The sequence below is a fragment of the Polyangiaceae bacterium genome, assembly GCA_015075635.1.
GTDB lineage: Bacteria > Myxococcota_A > Polyangia > Polyangiales > Polyangiaceae > JADJKB01.
This window is the reverse complement of the sequence record JABTUA010000001.1, coordinates 2,077,309-2,093,341: the sequence shown is the minus strand read 5'-3', so window position 1 is coordinate 2,093,341 and position 16,033 is coordinate 2,077,309. Positions and strand designations below refer to the sequence as shown.

At 71.4% G+C, this 16,033-nt stretch carries 17 protein-coding genes; 2 read left to right on the top strand and 15 right to left on the bottom strand.

Translation table 11 applies throughout. The features are described 5' to 3' along the window. The first annotated feature begins 64 nt into the window (after positions 1 to 64). A complete protein-coding gene (locus HS104_09360) occupies positions 65 to 1,405 on the top strand; it encodes a hypothetical protein (protein MBE7480178.1) in 1,341 nt (446 codons plus the stop codon). Between the two features lie 223 nt (positions 1,406 to 1,628). Here the strand turns inward: HS104_09360 and HS104_09355 are convergent, their stop codons facing one another. Genes HS104_09355 through HS104_09290 form a run of 14 tightly spaced genes read right to left on the bottom strand, consistent with a single transcriptional unit; the run spans position 1,629 to position 13,721 of the window. Further along, the gene (locus HS104_09355) at positions 1,629 to 2,864 is read right to left on the bottom strand and encodes a hypothetical protein (protein MBE7480177.1); all 1,236 of its coding nucleotides are present in this window, start codon (positions 2,862 to 2,864) and stop codon (positions 1,629 to 1,631) included. Between the two features lie 25 nt (positions 2,865 to 2,889). Beyond that, positions 2,890 to 3,300, bottom strand: a complete 411-nt coding sequence (gene speD / locus HS104_09350; protein ID MBE7480176.1) for an adenosylmethionine decarboxylase — start codon at positions 3,298 to 3,300, stop codon at positions 2,890 to 2,892. A 13-nt stretch (positions 3,301 to 3,313) separates the two neighbouring features. After that, the gene (locus HS104_09345; GenBank protein ID MBE7480175.1) at positions 3,314 to 4,546 is read right to left on the bottom strand and encodes a DUF790 family protein; all 1,233 of its coding nucleotides are present in this window, start codon (positions 4,544 to 4,546) and stop codon (positions 3,314 to 3,316) included. Continuing rightward, a complete protein-coding gene (locus HS104_09340; protein ID MBE7480174.1) occupies positions 4,546 to 5,907 on the bottom strand; it encodes a DEAD/DEAH box helicase in 1,362 nt (453 codons plus the stop codon). Before HS104_09340 ends, HS104_09345 begins: the two co-directional genes overlap by 1 nt. Continuing rightward, positions 5,907 to 6,812 carry a hypothetical protein gene (locus HS104_09335; protein MBE7480173.1) on the bottom strand — a complete coding sequence of 302 codons (906 nt, stop codon included), beginning with the start codon at positions 6,810 to 6,812 and terminating at the stop codon, positions 5,907 to 5,909. The genes HS104_09340 and HS104_09335 overlap by 1 nt, the downstream gene beginning before the upstream one ends. Continuing rightward, complete coding sequence (locus HS104_09330) at positions 6,809 to 8,113, bottom strand: outer membrane protein transport protein (GenBank protein ID MBE7480172.1); 1,305 nt, start codon at positions 8,111 to 8,113, stop codon at positions 6,809 to 6,811. The genes HS104_09335 and HS104_09330 overlap by 4 nt, the downstream gene beginning before the upstream one ends. Beyond that, complete coding sequence (locus HS104_09325; GenBank protein MBE7480171.1) at positions 8,110 to 9,405, bottom strand: hypothetical protein; 1,296 nt, start codon at positions 9,403 to 9,405, stop codon at positions 8,110 to 8,112. The genes HS104_09330 and HS104_09325 overlap by 4 nt, the downstream gene beginning before the upstream one ends. Next, a complete protein-coding gene (locus tag HS104_09320; protein MBE7480170.1) occupies positions 9,405 to 9,887 on the bottom strand; it encodes a hypothetical protein in 483 nt (160 codons plus the stop codon). Before HS104_09320 ends, HS104_09325 begins: the two co-directional genes overlap by 1 nt. A gap of 48 nt (positions 9,888 to 9,935) precedes the next feature. Continuing rightward, positions 9,936 to 10,250: a hypothetical protein gene (locus HS104_09315; protein MBE7480169.1), complete on the bottom strand. Its 315-nt coding sequence runs from the start codon at positions 10,248 to 10,250 to the stop codon at positions 9,936 to 9,938. Between the two features lie 12 nt (positions 10,251 to 10,262). Continuing rightward, on the bottom strand, positions 10,263 to 10,724 hold the full coding sequence (locus tag HS104_09310) for a hypothetical protein (GenBank protein MBE7480168.1): 462 nt from the start codon (positions 10,722 to 10,724) through the stop codon (positions 10,263 to 10,265). Continuing rightward, positions 10,721 to 11,656 carry a hypothetical protein gene (locus HS104_09305; GenBank protein MBE7480167.1) on the bottom strand — a complete coding sequence of 312 codons (936 nt, stop codon included), beginning with the start codon at positions 11,654 to 11,656 and terminating at the stop codon, positions 10,721 to 10,723. Before HS104_09305 ends, HS104_09310 begins: the two co-directional genes overlap by 4 nt. A 38-nt stretch (positions 11,657 to 11,694) precedes the next feature. Beyond that, positions 11,695 to 12,360, bottom strand: coding sequence for a histidine phosphatase family protein (locus tag HS104_09300; GenBank protein MBE7480166.1), 666 nt, complete (start codon positions 12,358 to 12,360; stop codon positions 11,695 to 11,697). Between the two features lie 3 nt (positions 12,361 to 12,363). Beyond that, entirely contained in the window at positions 12,364 to 12,948 is a 585-nt protein-coding gene (locus HS104_09295; protein MBE7480165.1) for a hypothetical protein, read from the bottom strand. Further along, positions 12,948 to 13,721 carry a hypothetical protein gene (locus HS104_09290; GenBank protein ID MBE7480164.1) on the bottom strand — a complete coding sequence of 258 codons (774 nt, stop codon included), beginning with the start codon at positions 13,719 to 13,721 and terminating at the stop codon, positions 12,948 to 12,950. The genes HS104_09295 and HS104_09290 overlap by 1 nt, the downstream gene beginning before the upstream one ends. Between HS104_09290 and HS104_09285 the strand changes: the two genes are divergently transcribed. Continuing rightward, complete coding sequence (locus HS104_09285; GenBank protein ID MBE7480163.1) at positions 13,621 to 14,715, top strand: radical SAM protein; 1,095 nt, start codon at positions 13,621 to 13,623, stop codon at positions 14,713 to 14,715. The genes HS104_09290 and HS104_09285 overlap by 101 nt on opposite strands. On the opposite strand, the gene dinB is transcribed toward HS104_09285, so the two are convergent. Beyond that, positions 14,716 to 15,957 (bottom strand): DNA polymerase IV, encoded by a 1,242-nt coding sequence (gene dinB, locus HS104_09280; protein MBE7480162.1) that lies wholly within the window; start codon positions 15,955 to 15,957, stop codon positions 14,716 to 14,718. Positions 15,958 to 16,033: the final 76 nt, after the last annotated feature.

The following is a 16,033-nucleotide window of genomic DNA, read 5'->3' as shown; positions in this document are numbered from 1 at the left end:
GCTCGGGCCGACATCTTCCCCGGGCGATTGCAGGCAGCCCTGGGTTTGGAGGAGACTCGGGCCCATGCGTTCACACTGGCTTTCGGGCGTCCTCTTGGGTCTGTGTGCGGCGGGTGCCGCCATGAGCTGTGCGGGCGGCGACGACGCCGACGACAAGCCCAGCACCGGCGGCAAGGGGGGCACCGGTGGCAGCGGCGGGACCAACTTCGGCGGAGGAGGATTCGGTGGCGGCGTGGGCGCGACCGGCGGCAGCGGCGGCAGCGGCGGCAGCGGCGCGACCGGCGGCAGCAGCGGCAGCGGCGGCAGCGGCGCAACCGGCGGCAGCGGCGGCGACGCCTCGCTGGACTCCCCGAGCGACGTCTCCGCCGACGTGACGCCGGACGTCGAGGCCGGCCCCGACGCGGGCAACTGCATCCCTCCGGCAGACGCGGGCTCCGCGCCCGACGCCGGTTGCGCGACGGGGCAGTACTGGAATCCGTGCAAGCAGACCTGCGCGCCCTGCACCGATCTCTCCTGGCTCGCCTTCGGCGATCCGGTCGCCAAGGTCGCGGGCTTGAGCAGCAGCGCCGACGATCTCTTCCCACGCATCACCACGCTCACGAGCACCGATCGCGTCGTGCTGCGCCGGAACTCCTCCAACGAGCTGGATCTCTACACCGCGACGGCCCAAGGAACCGGCTGGACCGCGCTGACCAACAACCTCGGCAACCTGGTCAACTACCCGAACCAAGAGGACTCCGGCCCGGTGATCATCCCGACCGGCGCCGTCGATCCGTCGAACGGGACCACGACGACGGAGCCGTTCGTCTTGTTCGACAGCAAGCGCAACGGAAAGCTTCAGCTCTTCACGAGCCAGCTGTTCAAGAGCGCCGGCTCGCCGGCGCCGCTCGGCGCGCCGCTGAACCAGTCCACCTCGGGCTCGCGAGACTACAACCCCGCGTACGCCTACCTGGGCGGCAACGCGCGCCTCTACTGGATCAGCGATCGCAACAGCAAGCCGGGCCTGTACACCTTCCCGGTCGCCGGCGGCTCGGTCGCTCAGGTACCGCTGACGTTCGAGAACGGCTGCGCGGTGATCGACGAGGATCTCGAGCCTTGGGTGACGCCGGACGGCACGGTGCTCTTCTTCAGCTCGCCGCGCCACGATCAGCCGAACTGCGCGCTGGCCGTCAACGGCGGCGTGCGCGCGCTGTTCTACACCTACATGGATCCGACGACCGGCCAGCAGATCGGCACGGCCAAGGAGCTCAAGGCGGTGCGCACCGCCGTCGAGACGAGCGTCGCCAAGACCAACGTGTCGCTGCGCACTCCGTCTCTGAGCCCCGGCTTCTGCTCGCTCTACTTCTCGACGGACGCCCACGTCGAGGGCGGCGTGGACTTCGACGTGTTCACGGCGGCGCGCTAGTGGGGGGTCCCTAGTTCGGTCGGCGACCGAGCGGCTGGATTCGCGCCGCTCGGCGGTCAGCCGAGCCCCGGGATCACTCGAGCAGTCTTGCCATGATCAGATCTCGATCCGCCAATGAGACGTGAGTGCGAAAACCGGCTGGGCCCGGCGCCGGCCGTCTCGACCGCACGGAAGGGTCGCGTGGCGTTGGCGCTCGCCAGCGGAGCGCGAATTGGGGACCCCCCTAAAGCGGCACCACGATGAACGCGCGCAGACCCCAGAGCAGGTCCCAGTTGAGGGCCGGCGTGCTCTTGTCCTCTTCGCTGGTGGTCAGCGGCTTGAAATAGAAGAAGGTGGCGCCGCCCGCGGAGGCGGCGAGGCCGCCGAGCAGCGTGGGCCGGGTGCGCGTGAGCGGGTGGAGGTAGCCCGCCGTGAGCTCGCCTTGCGCGTAGCCGATGAGCCAGCCGTCCGGCAGCGTCTCGTTGACGGTGAAATTCCGGGTCAGGCGCACCTCGCCGATGCCGAGCTGGGTGGACACGTCCACGAAGAACGCCTCGGGCTTCTGCCCCGTCTCGAGCCCGAGGGCGAGCCCGCCGCCGCGCATGCGCGCGTCGAACAGGAGCTCGGAGAGCACCGCGCTGCCGACCCGAACCTGGTAGGGCTTGCTGTACTGCGTGAGGCCGACGCCGAAGTAGAGCTTGGGAAACGAGCCGCTCTCGCTGGAGATGATCCCGGAAGGATCGTTGTCGTGGTGGTAGCGCAGCCCGACCACGAACGTCTCGAAGGCGCTCGTCATGGTCAGCTCGGAGGTGGTCGCCGGGAACGTCGAGAGGTCGTCGTGCTTGCTGGCCGAGTGGGGGATCACGCGCACCGGCCGCTCGGGCTTCAGGTTGGTCTGAAAAGCGCGGGCTTCGTAGCGGATGATGGGCTCGAGCACCCAGTCGAACGGGAAGCCGATGGCGCCCAGAAACCAGGCTGCCGCGGGCGTGGCGGCGGCGGCGCGGGCGGCGACGCTGGCGCCGCCCCGGCGCGGCGACGAGAGGCCGTTGGACTCGTAGTAGGCGTGGTTGATGGAGATGAAGAACAGCTTGGCGCGGGCTCCCACGTGCCAGGTCAGGGCGTTCTCAGTGGAGACGTCCATGTCCTGGTAGCTCTGCGGGCGCCAGCCGCGGTAGGCGAGGCCCGTGGTGGGGTCGAGCTGGAACTTCTTGCCGAAGATCCGATGCGGGAGCTCGGACTGCTTGGGCTTCGGGCGCGGCGGCGCAGGGCCGGGCGGCGGCGCGGGGCCCGGCTCGGGCCCGGGACGCGGCGCGGAGTGGTGCTTCTTCTTCTTGTTCGACTTGGGCTTCTTCTTGCCGCCACCGTTCGGCAGGTTCTTGTCCACGTGCCGATCGACCTGCCCGCCGATGCTCTGCGCGGCGGCCGGCGGGGCGAACGCGAGCCCCGCGAGGGCGACGGCGACCGGTCCGAGTCCCCTCACCTGCCGCCTCGGCCTCCGAGCTCCCTCAGCCCTCGGCTCGGGGTAGCACCGGCCCGCTCCGCCGTTCGACCAGCTGCATCGAGCCCGTCACCAGCCGGAGCCCCCGCTCGACCAGCGCGACCTCCGCGTGCTTGGCGCGAAGCGCCCGGCGCAGCACCTCGTCGGCGCGCTCCGGCTCACAGTCGCCGCAGGTGTAGAAGTCGAGCGCCGCATACCCGTGCTCCGGCCAGGTGTGCACGGAGAAGTGGGACTCCTCGATCACCAGGACGCCGGTGACCCCCTGGGGTCGGTAGCGGTGGAACGCCTCGGCCACCACCGTCGCGCCGGCGGCCACGGCGGCCTCCCGCATCAGCGCCGTCATGCGCTCCAGGTCGTCCAGAATCGCCGGATCGCAGCCCTCGTACTCGACCAAGAGGTGCTTCGCGCGAGTGCCGATCACGCCGTCAGTTCTACACGACCCGCCGCTCGGCGCAAAGCCGTGCGCGGAGCTCGTCCAGGCGGCGCTCCACCGCCCGGGCGCTCATCACCCCCTTGTACACGTACAAGGCGCTCGCGCTCCGCTCGTCGAGGATCTCCTCGCTGACCCGGAGGCGGCTCGAGAGCGCGAACACGATGGGCTCGCGGAGCCCACCCAGGCAGAGCTCCGCCCGCCGAAACGCCGCGTCCCGACTCCAGTAGCCCAGCGCCTCGAGGTGGACCTGCTCGCCGGTCTCGGCGTGGGTGAACGTGAGATCGGGCACGCACACGCCGAGCCCCGGCACGTCGAAGACGCACTCCGCGGGAGCGGCGCGCCAGGGCGTGGAGAGCGACGCGAACGCCTCGAGCAAGGCCGCCACGTCGGAGCTCAGCGCGGGGGCCTCGTCGGCGCCGCTGTCGCTCCGCATCTCGTAGCGGAACGTGAGCCGCTCGCGGCGGCGACCCCAGCGGAGCTCCGCCGTGAGCCGGAGCTCGTCCACGGCCTCGAGCGCCGGCAAGACCAGCGCCAGGCCGAGGCCATACTTGGTCACGGAGTCGAACAGGCTGTGCGGTCCGTCGATGACGATCCGGTAGCCGCGCTCGGTGCGCTCGATGCGGTGCAGCAGGCGCCGGAACTTGAGCTTGCCGAACAGCGTTCGGTACGCGTTCGGCGAGCGGCACACGACGTCGGCCGTGACCCGCACCGCCCTGAGCAGGATGGCCTGGCGGCTCGAGCGCTCGTAGTCCTCGGCCAGGTGCTCGGCGCGCAGGCTCGGCACGCGCACCACCCGCTCCTCGCTCGCCAGATCCGAGTAGAGCGCCTCGTCCACTGCCTCGGCGCTCAGCCCGAATTCGGCGCCGGCGGCGTCGAGCATCACCTGACGGTCGAGCTTGGCCCCGGCATCGAGCGCGCGGCGCTCGCGAGCAGCGCGCTCGAACAGCGCGCGCCGGAGCGCGACCGCGTCCACGCCCGTCGGCATCTGGGTCTCGCAGGCGTCGAGCAGGAGCTTGCCCAGGCCGTCGAGCATGCGGCGCTCGCTGGGCTTGTGCTCGACCGCGGCGAAGGCCTCGGTGAAGACGCTCTTCCGCTGCCCGCAGAGCTCCTGGGCGATGAGCAGGATCTCCTCCGCCAGCGCCAAGGCCCGCGCCCGGCGCTTCTTGTCGAAGGCCGGCAGGATCAGCTCGTCGCCCTTGCGGCGCACGCGAACGTGGTCGGGGCCCAGCATCAGCGGTACGCCTCGTGGTCGCGGCGCCGCTCGCTGGTGGAGGTCTCGCTGGTGCCGCCGCTCACCAGCTCGTACAGGAGCGCCTGCTTGCCCTCGCGCTGGCGCAGGATGCGGCCCAGGCGCTGCACGTGCTCCCGCACCGAGCCGGAGCCGCTGATCACGATGGCCACGTTGGCGTCCGGGACGTCCACGCCTTCGTTGAGCACCTTGCTGGTCGCCACCGCGCCGTACACGCCGCTGGAGAAGCGCTCCAGGATCTCGCTGCGCTCGCGGATCTTGGTCTGGTGGGTGATCACCGGCACCAGACAGCGGCGCGACACGGCGTAGGCGGTGGCGTTGTCCTGGGTGAAGATCAAGACCCGATCGCGCCGGTGCTCGTGGAGCAGGTGCTCGACCAGATCGAGCTTGCCGGCGGAGGCGAAGGCGATCTCGCGCTGGCGCCGGTAGGCGCGCATCGCGCGGCGACCGTCGGTGCGCTGCGCGGACCGCATCACGAACTCGCTCCAGCCGCTCGGCGTGCCCATTCGGATGCCGTTGGCGCGCAGGAACCCGAGGTAGACGGCGCGCTCTTCCTCGTACTCCGCGCGCTCGGCGGCGCTGAGCTCGACGGAGAGACGCACCGTGTCGTACTCGGCCAGGAAGCTCCCGGCGATCGCGCCGATCTCGACCCGGTGGACGACCGGGCCGATCAGCTCGGAGAGGGCGGCCTCGCGACCGTCGGCGCGCTCCGGGGTGGCCGTGAGCCCGAGCCGGAAGGGCGCGATGCACTGCTCGGCCGCGAGCTGGTAGGTCGCCCCCGGCAGGTGGTGGCACTCGTCGAACACCACCAGGCCGAAGCGCGCGCCCAGGTGCTCCATGTGCAGGTAGGCGCTGTCGTAGGTGGTCACGGTCAGCGGCAAGACGCTGTGCTCGCCGCCGCCCACGATGCCGACCTCCGTGCCGAAGCTCGTGCGCAGGAGGTCGTACCACTGCCGCACCAGATCCAGGGTCGGCGCCACGACCAGCGCGCTGCGCTGCTTGTCCGCGATGCAGAGCACGGCGACGTGGCTCTTGCCGGCGCCGGTGGGTAGGACGACCACGCCGCGACCTTGGGCCTTGCGCCAGGCCGCCACCGCCTCCGACTGGAAAGGGCGCGGCTCGCGTCGGACCCGGAGCCCCTCGGCGAGCTCCACGTACCCCCGCGCTCGGTCGTCGAAGGGCACGCCGGCCCGCGTCAGCCCAAGCACCAGCTCGGCGTAGGCGCTGGCCGGGGCGCGGTGGCAAGCGGTGCGTGCGTCCCAGCGCACGCTCGCCGGCAGCGGCGCCCCCTCGGGCAGGTCTCGGATCTCGAGCGTGCCCGCTCTGAACTCGAGCGCGAGCATCAGCCGTCCCAGTACGCCCCGAACAGCTTGCTGGCGTTCACGCTGATCTCCGGACAGGAGACGTTGCCGTTGTCGTCCACGTCCTCGGCCTTTCCGACGCGCACCGCGCGGAACGGGCTGCCGGGCTCCACCAGGATGTTGATCTGCGCGGCGCTGGTCAGGCAGTCGTCGGAGAAGCCGATCACGGACTGATCGAGATCCACCTCCGCCTTGCCCTCGATGTGATCCGGGGTCATCACCTTGCCGGTCAGCTTGACCCCGGTGCGCAGCGCCACGAAGAGCTTCTCCAGCTTGTCCTCGCCGCAGGTGACGACGCTCGCCAGCAGCGTCACGCCGGGGTTGCCGTCCTGGTCCTCGTCGAAGGCGTTGGTCAGGTCGTCCTTGGTCGGCAGCTTGTCCTTCACCGGGTCCTTCAGGTTGGCCCCCACCACCAGGAGCGACGGCGGTGGCGTGTAGCCGGCGCCGATCAGGCTCTCGCTGGTCAAGAACTCCCCGCTCGACTCCACGTGTTTGGTCGCCATCAGCGCCTGGAGCTCCGGCGGGATGATCAGCGTGGCCAGGCCCTCGACCTTCGGCAGCTTGAAGGCGCAGAGCGTGGTCTTCTGCTGGAGCGTCTTGCCCAACTGCCGAATGCGCAGCCGAAAGAGCTGCCGCGTCTCGACCGGGATGCCCACCCGCGCGTTGATCGTGGTCTCGACCGCGAAGATCCCGCTGAGCAAGCCCTGCCCGGTCTCGTCCCATGGCTCCAGGGGCTCCGGCGGGATCACCACCGGGCCGCCGTCGCCGACGGTCGAGGCATCCTTGCAGCCGCCGACCGGGCAGTGGTCGTCGCGCAGGACGCGGACCTCGTCCTTCGGACCACAGGCGAGGAGGAGCAGCGCGGAGAGCAGCAGCGCGCGCTTCAAAACTTCGCCTCCAGGCCGAACGAGATCGCGAGCACGCTGCCGCCGTACACGTAGGAAGGATAGCCCGGGTTCTTCTGGAGCGCTGCGTCGCTCGGGAAACGCCGATAGTCCTTGGTCTCGCTCCGCTCCACGAGCACTATTTGCTCGAACGCGAGGTTCGCCTTGGCGTCGAAGCCCGGCGTGAGCCAGCGCTCGAGCTCGCTCTCGAGTCCCAGCGAGAGCACGTGCCGGTCGTTGTCGAGCAGGTTCGACGGGCCGCCGAAGTTGCCGAGGGGGGACTTCTGGAAGCGGTAGCCGCCGAGCAGCGAGAGCGCCTGGTTCGCGCGCCAGCGGCTGCCGAGGGCCGGCGTCCAGGTGTCGCCCCACACCGGGGAATTCTGCGCGTTCTGGTTGGTCGAGAGCGCTCGCGACCAGCGCGCCCAGGTCAGATCGAAGGAGACGTCGAGCTCCGGCAGGACGTCGGCCGAGACCGCCGCGGTGACCTGAGTCGGCTCGAAGTAGTGGGCAAATCGGTGGGTGTAGCCCATGTTGCTCAGAATCGGCACGTCGCGGATGCGCGTGTCGCCCCAGTCGTCCACGTAGCTCTCGTGGCGGTAGGTGAGCCCGAAGCGCAGCTCGTCGGCTGGAGTGATCAGCACGCCGGCGAGCGGGGCGACCCGGCCGAACACCTGCGCGTCGGTGCCGAGCTCGGTGTGCGTGCGCACCTTGCCGGTCTCCTGGTCGAGCTCCACGCTGGTCACCCGTCCGCGGGTCAGCGTCTGCACGTCGAACATGACGCGCAGGCCCGCCCCGAGCGATAGCCAGGGCGTGACCCGGTAGCCGAGGGAGGCGTTGGCGCTCACCACCTGGGTGCGATCGGTGAGCAGCGCCCACTGCACGTCGTCGTCCGGGCGAATCGTCCAGCGGAACAGGTGCTCGGGCACGTAGACGCTGAGCCCCATGTTCAGGCCATCGAGGTCGAAGGGCTGACCGACGCTGAAGCGCGCGCCGGCGACCACGCCGGTGTTCGACGGCACCGCCGGCGTGGCGATCTCGGCGCCGTCCGCCCCGGTGACGTAGAGGCTGGGCGACGCGTACAGGTACGCGAGCGAAAGCTCGAAGTACCCGCCGCGCTCCCCTTGCGAGCCGCCGGGCGCGAGGCCCGCCGGGTTGTAATACGCGGCGGCGAAGTCGCCGGGCCGCGCCGCGTAGGAGCTCCCGAGGGCCATGGCCCGGGGCCCGAGCCCGAAGGTGTCCTCGACCCCCGCGCGGGCAGGGCTCGCCGCGAGCAGCAAACCGAGGGCGAAGAGGACCCTCCTCATCGCGACTTCTCCCTGCCCACGAACAGCGTGAGCGAAAGGCCGATCTGCCAGAAGCTCGCGGTCGAGCTGAAGCCTGGGTAGCCCAGGTTGTCGATCTGCTGGCCGGGCAGCGACTCGCTCGCGTCGCTGAGCTCGGTCGGATCCTTGCCGGCCTGCTGCTTGCCACTCAGGTGCATCCGACCGAAAACGTCCACCGCGACCGGCACGCGAGGCCAGAGCTCTCGCAGGTTGGCCCCCGCGCCGAGCGCCACGACATGGGTGTCGGCGCCGAGGTAGTTCTCGTCCCCGGTCTGCTCCGGGATCGGCGACGGCTCGAGGGACCAGCCTCCTCGCGCGGCGAGCCACGGCAGCGCCTGCCACTCGAGGCCGGCCCGCAGGTTCAGCGTGTCCTCGAAGGGCGCGTCGATCTCGCGGTTGAACCCGCTGCGAAACTTGCTCCAGCGCGCCCAGCCGGCGTCCGCCGACGCGCTCAGGCCCGCGAACGGACCGGCGGCGACGCCCAGCACGACCTCCGCCGGATCCCAGAACTGGTAGTAGTCGATGGGATCGTCGGCGAGGATGCCGCCGGCCACCGTGCGCTGGTTGCCGCCCGCGCGGCTGACCGAGGCCGCGCGGTAGGTCAACCCCACGCCGAGCTTCTCGAGCGGCTGCGCGCGCGCCCCGAAGAACGGCGAGACGTCCATCTCCAGATCGCGGTCGAGCCGCACCATCACGTCCTTCTCGACGCCGTCGGCCCGATCCGCGTCGTAGGAGACCTCCGTGGGTGTCGCCAAGCTCGGCGCCATGACCACGCCGGCGCCGAGCTTGAGCTGCGGCAGGATCTCGTAGCCGAGCGCCGCGAGCGCGCTCATGCGATCCGGGCGCCCGTCGTAGATGGGGCTCTTGGGTTCATCGACCCGCTCGTCCACGGAGACGCGCAGCGCGTACTCCGCGGGCATGTAGAGCGCGAGCCCCACGCGCAGGCGCCGGAGCCAGTCTGGACCCGGCAGCGGCGTGGCGACCGCGAGGCCGAAGCCGCCCAGCCAGCGCGCGCGCTCCGACTCGGCCTCGCCGTCGCGCGCAAAACCGATGCTCAACCGGCCCACGCTCGCGCCCAGCATCACCTGCGGCTCGGACACGTCGCCGAGTCCGCCGGGGTTCTCGCGGATGGAACCGGCGTCCCCGGGACGCCCGACCACCGAGGTCCCGAGCGCCGCGACCCTCGCGCTCTCGCCGAACGCCGTGCCGCTGGTCGCGCGGGCCTCGGACGCACCGAGCGTGAGCACCAGGGCGAGGAGGGCAGCGCGCTTCATCAGAGTCCTGCGGGTCCGATCGCGAGGCAGTCGTCGCTCGAGTCGTCGATGGGAGCGGGCAGCGGACACGCGCCTTGTTCGTCGAGCGGCGTCACCGAGATGGTCTTGAGCGCTTCGCTGACGCCGCCCGCGGAGTTCTCCACCCGGAGGCCCACGTGCAGCGGGCGGTCGGCAGCCATGCTCACCAGCACGTCCGGCTGCGTCGCCACCCCGTCATCGTCGAACAGCCAGGCCGAGCCGCTGAACGACCAGCGCACCTTCAGGGGCGGCTCGTTCGGATCCGGGGGCGCCTGCACCAGCGTGAGCCGCGGCGCGCTCTTGGTCGCGTCCAAGTGAATGCTGGTCGCGAAGTCGTCGCCGACACACAGGCTCGACGGACAGGCTCGGATCACCGCCGAAGGCGCCGGCGGCGGAGGCTCACCGCAGCCCGCGAGGGCACAGAGAGCGACGCACACCGCGAGCCACGACCGTCCCCGGACCATTGCTGCCCGATGAATGCCTGCGTTTTCGCCTCGGCACAAGCCGGGTGATCACTTGCCGAGCAGGGTCATCAGCTGGTTCAGGCCCTCGGTCATCGTGGAGGTCGAGGCCGCCCCGCCCGAATAGCTGCCGAAGCCCTTCCACACGATCTTCATGGTCTTCAGATCGATCACGTAGGTCCACTCGCGGCTGACCAGCTGGCTCAAGGTCTCGCCGTCCTTGGGCTTCACCACGCTGATGTGCAGATCGTAGGCGGTGCTCCAGGCGACCAGATCCCCGGAGTGGAGCACGTCCACGACCACGCCCCCGGCGAGGACCGCCGCTTTCCCCTTCTGCTGCGTCCCGCCGAGGACCTCGGCGGCCAACTTGCAGCCGGGTCACGTGAACGCGGAGATGTGGATCAAGCCATAGGGCTTGCCGCTCTTCCGCATCTCGTCGGTGGAGTAGTCGCCGTAGGGCAGCGTGTGGGCCGGCGCCGCGCCCGCGGTGTTCACGTAGCCTTCCCAGGCCAGGTTGGCGATCGTGTCGCCGACCTCGTTGCCGTAGGGGCCGGCCGGGTACGGACCGTAGTTCACGGGCGCATCGGTGCCCGCATCCATGCTGCCGCCGCTGCCCGCCGCGCCGCCGCTCGCGAGCCCGCCGCTGCCGGCGCCGCCGCTCGCGAGGCCGCCGCTCCCGCCGGACTGTTGCGTGCCGCCGCTGCCGCCACCGGACTGCGCCGTACCGCCGCTCCCGCTGCTGCCGCCGCCGTCGTCGGAGCCGCACGCCGCCGCGCCGAGCCCGAGCGTCATGGCGAGCGCGAGGCCCGCGGAGACTCGACGCAAGAGCTTGGGCGTCATGGCTTCTTCCGCACTCCCAGCCAGGTAAGGTAGCGGACCCCCTGCCCCGCGTCCATCTCGATGCGCGTGCCGTCGGTGCTCACCTTGCCACTGGCCACCACCTCGAAGGCCGCGGGCTTCACCCAGTCCGCGAACAGGTAGCTGCCGAGCGCGAGCCACTCGACGGCGGTATCCGCGGGCAGCCCCAGCGTGTTGTCGGCACTGATGCGGGCGAGCGCGGGCGAGCCGCTCTGCTCGTCGATGACGGCGGCTTCGAAGGGCGTCAGCGCCCAGAGCGCGCCGAGGCCGAGCGCCTCCCCGGCGAAGGCCGGGCGCTTCGCCGCCGGGATGCCGAGCGCGCGGAACTGCTTGCCCTCGTCACCGAGGGCCACGTCCTCCACGTCGAGCTTCACCTGAGTCCCCGCGCCGATCTCGAGCGTCAGCTCACCGCTCGTCACGGTCTGGGCCGGCGCGCCCTGCTTCTCGTGCCAGACCACCAGTGACGGCCCGCTCGGCGGCAGGTCGAGCAACGGCAAGTCCCCGACCTCGACGCTCTCCGAGGTGACCTCCGGCAGCGCGAAGTAGAAGCTCGTGCGCGTCGGGCGACCGTGCGGCAGGGTCGAGAACTCCGTCGGCACGATGCGCTCGCCGATGCTCACGCTGAACGCGCCGGTCGCGTCCGACTCGCCGTACCAGCAGATGAAGCCGCACACGCTGGTGGAGATCTGCCCGAGCGGCGCGCCCTGGGCGTCCACGGTGCGCCCCTTCACCTCCATCACGCACACGGCGCCGGGACCGTGGTCCTCGCTGCACGGGGCCTTGCCCGCGCTGCCGCCGGTTGCAGCGCCGGCGCTCCCGCCCGCGCCGCCGGTGCCCCCGGACGTCGAGGCGGACTCTCCGTCGCCGCAACCGAGGGCCAGGAGACACGACGCGATCGCGAGCCGCCCGAGCATGCGACAGAGAGCGTAGGGCCCGAGGCTGGGAACGGCAACTACCGGAACAGCGCCCCGGTGTCCGCCGACTCGACCATGCCCATCATCTCGATGGGCAGGTGGAACACGAGCTCCCCCATGAACGTGCCGCGGCGTTCCCGCAGCTTGACCTGCGTCACGCTGCAGTTGCCCATGCGCACGATGGCGACGCGGGGTACGGGCAGGCAGATCAAGCGCTTCAAGAGCTGGAAGTTGATGCCGCCGTGGGCCACCACCAAGAGGCGCGCGTTCGCCGCCCGGTAGTCCCGGGTCCAGCGTTCGATGAGCCGCGTGGCGCGCTCTTGCACCTGGTCGTAGCTCTCGCCGCCGAACTCGGAGAAGTCGCCGAGCTGGGTGACGCTGCGCTTCATCCACTCCGGGTGCTTCTCCTGCATGTCCTCCCGGGTGAGCCCTTCGAGGGCGCCGGCCCGGAGCTCCGCCAGATCCGGCTCGATGCTGGCGGCGGGACGCCCGTCGATGGCGCACAGGATCTCCGCCGTCTGCTTGGCGCGCAGGAGCGGCGAGCAGAACGCGAAGTCCCAGCCCACGCCGTTCTTGTCCAGCCAGCGTGCGAGCTGCCCGGCCTGAGCGCGGCCGCGCTCCGAGAGCGGGTAGTCGAGCGACCCCTGCAAGCGGCCCTCGGCGTTGGCCTCGCTCTCGCCGTGTCGAACGAGCAGAAGGTCCATCGGCTAGGCGCAGGTCCCGAGGCTCGGTGTCCCCGCGCAGCTCGGCACCGCGGGCGCCGGAGCGGAGCCGCAGCTCAGCACGTACTCGTGGTCGGTGCCGTTGCAGCTCTTCTTCGTCACCACGCCGCCGGCCTTGAGCGTCGCGAAGTCCTGAGCGGTGAGCGTGACCTGATGGCAGTGGTTGGCGCTGCCCTTGGCGCTGTACGTCTTCTCGACGCCGGCCTCGATGTCCGCCATCGGTACCGTGAGCGCGTGACCATGGTTCTGCGAGATGGCCGCCACGACGTCGCCGCTGCACCCAGCGCCGCCGCCGCCCGCGCCGCCGCTCGCGCTGCCCGCGCTACCGCCGGCGCCCCCCGGCGCGCCTCCCCCACCCGGCGAGCCACCGCCGCCGGCCGCGCCGCCACCGCCCGGCGAGCCGCCGCCGCCCGGCGAGCCGCCGCCGCCCGGTGCGCCACCGCCACCGGACGCGCCACCGCCACCGGAAGCACCCCCGCTGCCGTCGCCGCCGTCGTCGTCACCACCGCAGCCGCTCGCGACGAGCAGGCCGACGCAACCGAGGAGGAATTGCTGGCGCGAGAGCTTCATCAGCGGGCCCTCGGCTCGAGCTCGGGATCGGCTTCCTGCGCGGTCGCGACGCCGCTGCACACGAAGCCCTTGCCCTTGGCGGCGCAGTGCAGGTCCACCACGTCGGAGGCGCCCATGCGGCCGGCAGCGGCCAGCAGCCCGAGCCGCGCGCCGTCCTTGCTGCAGCCCTGGCGGCAGCGCGTGACGATGTCGCCCAGGCGCAGGTTGGCGCCGGGCATGTAGGGCACCTCGCGGACCAGATCGGCGCGGCGCGGCGGCCGGAGGGGAACGCCCGGGGCCGCCGCGAAGTGCACGCGGATGTGCCACGCCTCCTCCGCCCGCGGCGCGTCGTCCTCGCCCAAGACGCTGGAGACCAGGGGCCGGCGCACCAGCGAGTCGCCGGTCGGGCGCGCGACCTCCGCGTCGCAGCTGATGTCCAGGGTGGTCGAGCGCTCGTCCTGCCCGGAGATGCGCGAGCGGCAGCGCCGGCCAATCAGCACCTCGCCGCCCACCTCCGCTGCCCGCTCGCGGATCGCGGTCATGAGCCGACTCTCCGTGCAGTCCACGTCCACCAACCGGCTGCCGTCGTCGGGGCGCGCGCCCTCGACCAGCGTGCAGCGCGCGACCAGGCGGCCCACGCGCTCGTAGCCCTCCGGCAGGGTCTCGAGCTCGGTCAAGTCCTGGGCCCGGGCGATGCGGGGCTCGGCGTGGCCGTCGAACAGGACTCCCTGGGTGGCGCAGGCGGACAGGCCGGTCGCGGCCAGCGCGAGCGCGGCGAAGCGGAGCAAGGTCATTTGCGCGGAGCATAGCGGCTTGCGCCGCGGAAGCGAAGCCGTCACCTTCTTCGCCGTGTCCGAAGCGAGCGCTGCCTACCTCCGGCTGGGGAGCGGGGAGCTCCTGCGGCGCGCGGACGAGGCGCTGGCCGCGCTGGCCCGGTGCGAGCTCTGTCCGCGCAACTGCCGCATCGACCGCCTGAAGGACGAGAAGCGGGTTTGTGCCACCGGACGCTACGCCACCGTCAGCACCTGGTTCGCGCACCACGGCGAGGAGGACTGCCTGCGCGGCACGCGCGGCTCCGGCACCATCTTCTTCGGGTTCTGCAACCTGAAGTGTGTGTTCTGTCAGAACCACGACACCTCCCAGGCCGGCCGCGGCGCGGAGCTGTCACCGGAGCGGCTGGCTTCGGCGATGCTCGATCTCCAAGATCAGGGCTGTCACAACATCAACTTCGTCACGCCCGAGCACGTGGTGCCGGAGATCCTCGAGGCGCTGCCGATCGCCGTGGACCGAGGGCTCCGGCTGCCGCTGGTCTACAACACCAGCGCCTACGACGCGCTCGAGTCGCTCAGATGGATGGACGGCGTCGTGGACATCTACATGCCCGACTTCAAGGTTTGGACCCGGGCCAGCGCGATCCGCTACCTGAAGGCCAAGGACTACCCGGAGGTCGCCTGCCGCGCGCTCCGCGAGATGCACCGGCAGGTCGGCCCGCTCGAGCTCGACGAGCGCGGCCTCGCCAGACGCGGCGTGCTGGTGCGACACCTGGTGATGCCCGGGCTGCTGGAGGAGACCCGGGAGATCTTCCGCTTCCTGTGCCGCGAGATCTCGCCGGACACCTACGTGAACGTGATGGGCCAGTACCGGCCCGAATACCGCGCCAGCGAGTACCCGGAGATCAATCGCCGCCCCACCCGGCACGAGCTGGAGGAGGCCCGCCGTCTGTTCTTCGAGGCGGGGCTCCGCCGCATCGACGAGCGCAAGCAGTCCCGGTTCTTGGACCTCTTCTGATCACTCCCCGCGCTTCTTCGTCATCCCGGGCGTGAGCTTGCCCGGCGCGTCCACGGCGCGCCGGATCGCACCCTTGCCGAAGCGCTCCTCGATGGCGTCGAGGGCGGGGCCCAGGCGGTCCAGGGGGCGCCTGGGCGCGAACAGGTCGAGCTGCGCGTGATCTCGGCGCTCGAGGCCGGACAGCGACACTCCGAGCAGCCGCACCGGCTCTTCGAGGGCGGTCTGGTCCCAGAGCGCGAGGGCGGCCTGGCGGATCACGGCGCCGTCGTCGGTGGGCTCGGCCAGGGTTTTCCGTCGCGTCAGGAGCGGGTAGATCGGCTCGGCGTCCTCGCCGGCGAGGCGCGCCCCGCGTGACCCGCGGCGCGTCCCGAGCTTCATCTTCAGCGTGACCACGCGCCCGCGATAGCCATCGTGGCGCAGGCGCCGCGCCACCGCCTCCGCGTGGGCGGTGAGGGCCGCGCTCACCAGCTCGCGGTCGAGCACGTCGCGCTCGAAGGTGCTCTCCTCGCCGTAGCTCTTCGGCTCGCGATCGCTCACCACGTCCCGCGGGTCCTCGCCGCGAGCCAGCGCTTGGAGCTCGTGCGCTCGCTCGCCCAGCTCGCGCTCCAGGGTCTTCGGATCGAAGCGCGCGAGATCGGCGATGGTCTTGATGCCGAAGCGCTCGAGCTTCTGCGCGAGCACCGGCCCGACGCCCCAGATGCGGCGCACCGGCAGCGGGTCGAGCATCCAGCGCACGGCCTGTCGCGGCACCAGCAAGAGGCCGTCGGGCTTGCCCAGGGTGCAGGCGATCTTGGCGACCTGCTTGGTCGGACCGAGGCCCACGCTGATGGGTAGGTCCAGCGCCTCTCGCACCCGCCGCTTGAGGTGCCGAGCGAGCGCGAGGGGCCCGCCGAAGAGCCCCACCGAGCCGGTGATCTCCAGGAACGCCTCGTCCAGGGCCACCGGCTCGATCTCGGGGGTAACCTCGCCGAACACCGCGTGGACCTCGGCGCTCACCCGCGAGTACTTCTCGATGTCGCTCGGCAGGAACACCCCCTCGGGACACAGGGCCCGGGCGCGAAAGCCCGGCATCGCCGAGCGCACGCCGAAGCGGCGCGCCTCGTAGGAGGCCGCTGCCACCACGCCCCGCGCGCTCACGGCGCCCACGATCACCGGTCTGCCACGGAGCTCCGGCCGGTCGCGCTGCTCGATGGACGCGAAGAAGGCGTCCATGTCCGCGTGCAGGATCCAGCGCTCGGCCATGGCCGCGAGGGAGGGTTCCCCGGCCGACCCGCACCGTCAACGCGCCGCGTCTCGCCTCGCGGCCATTCCTGCTTTA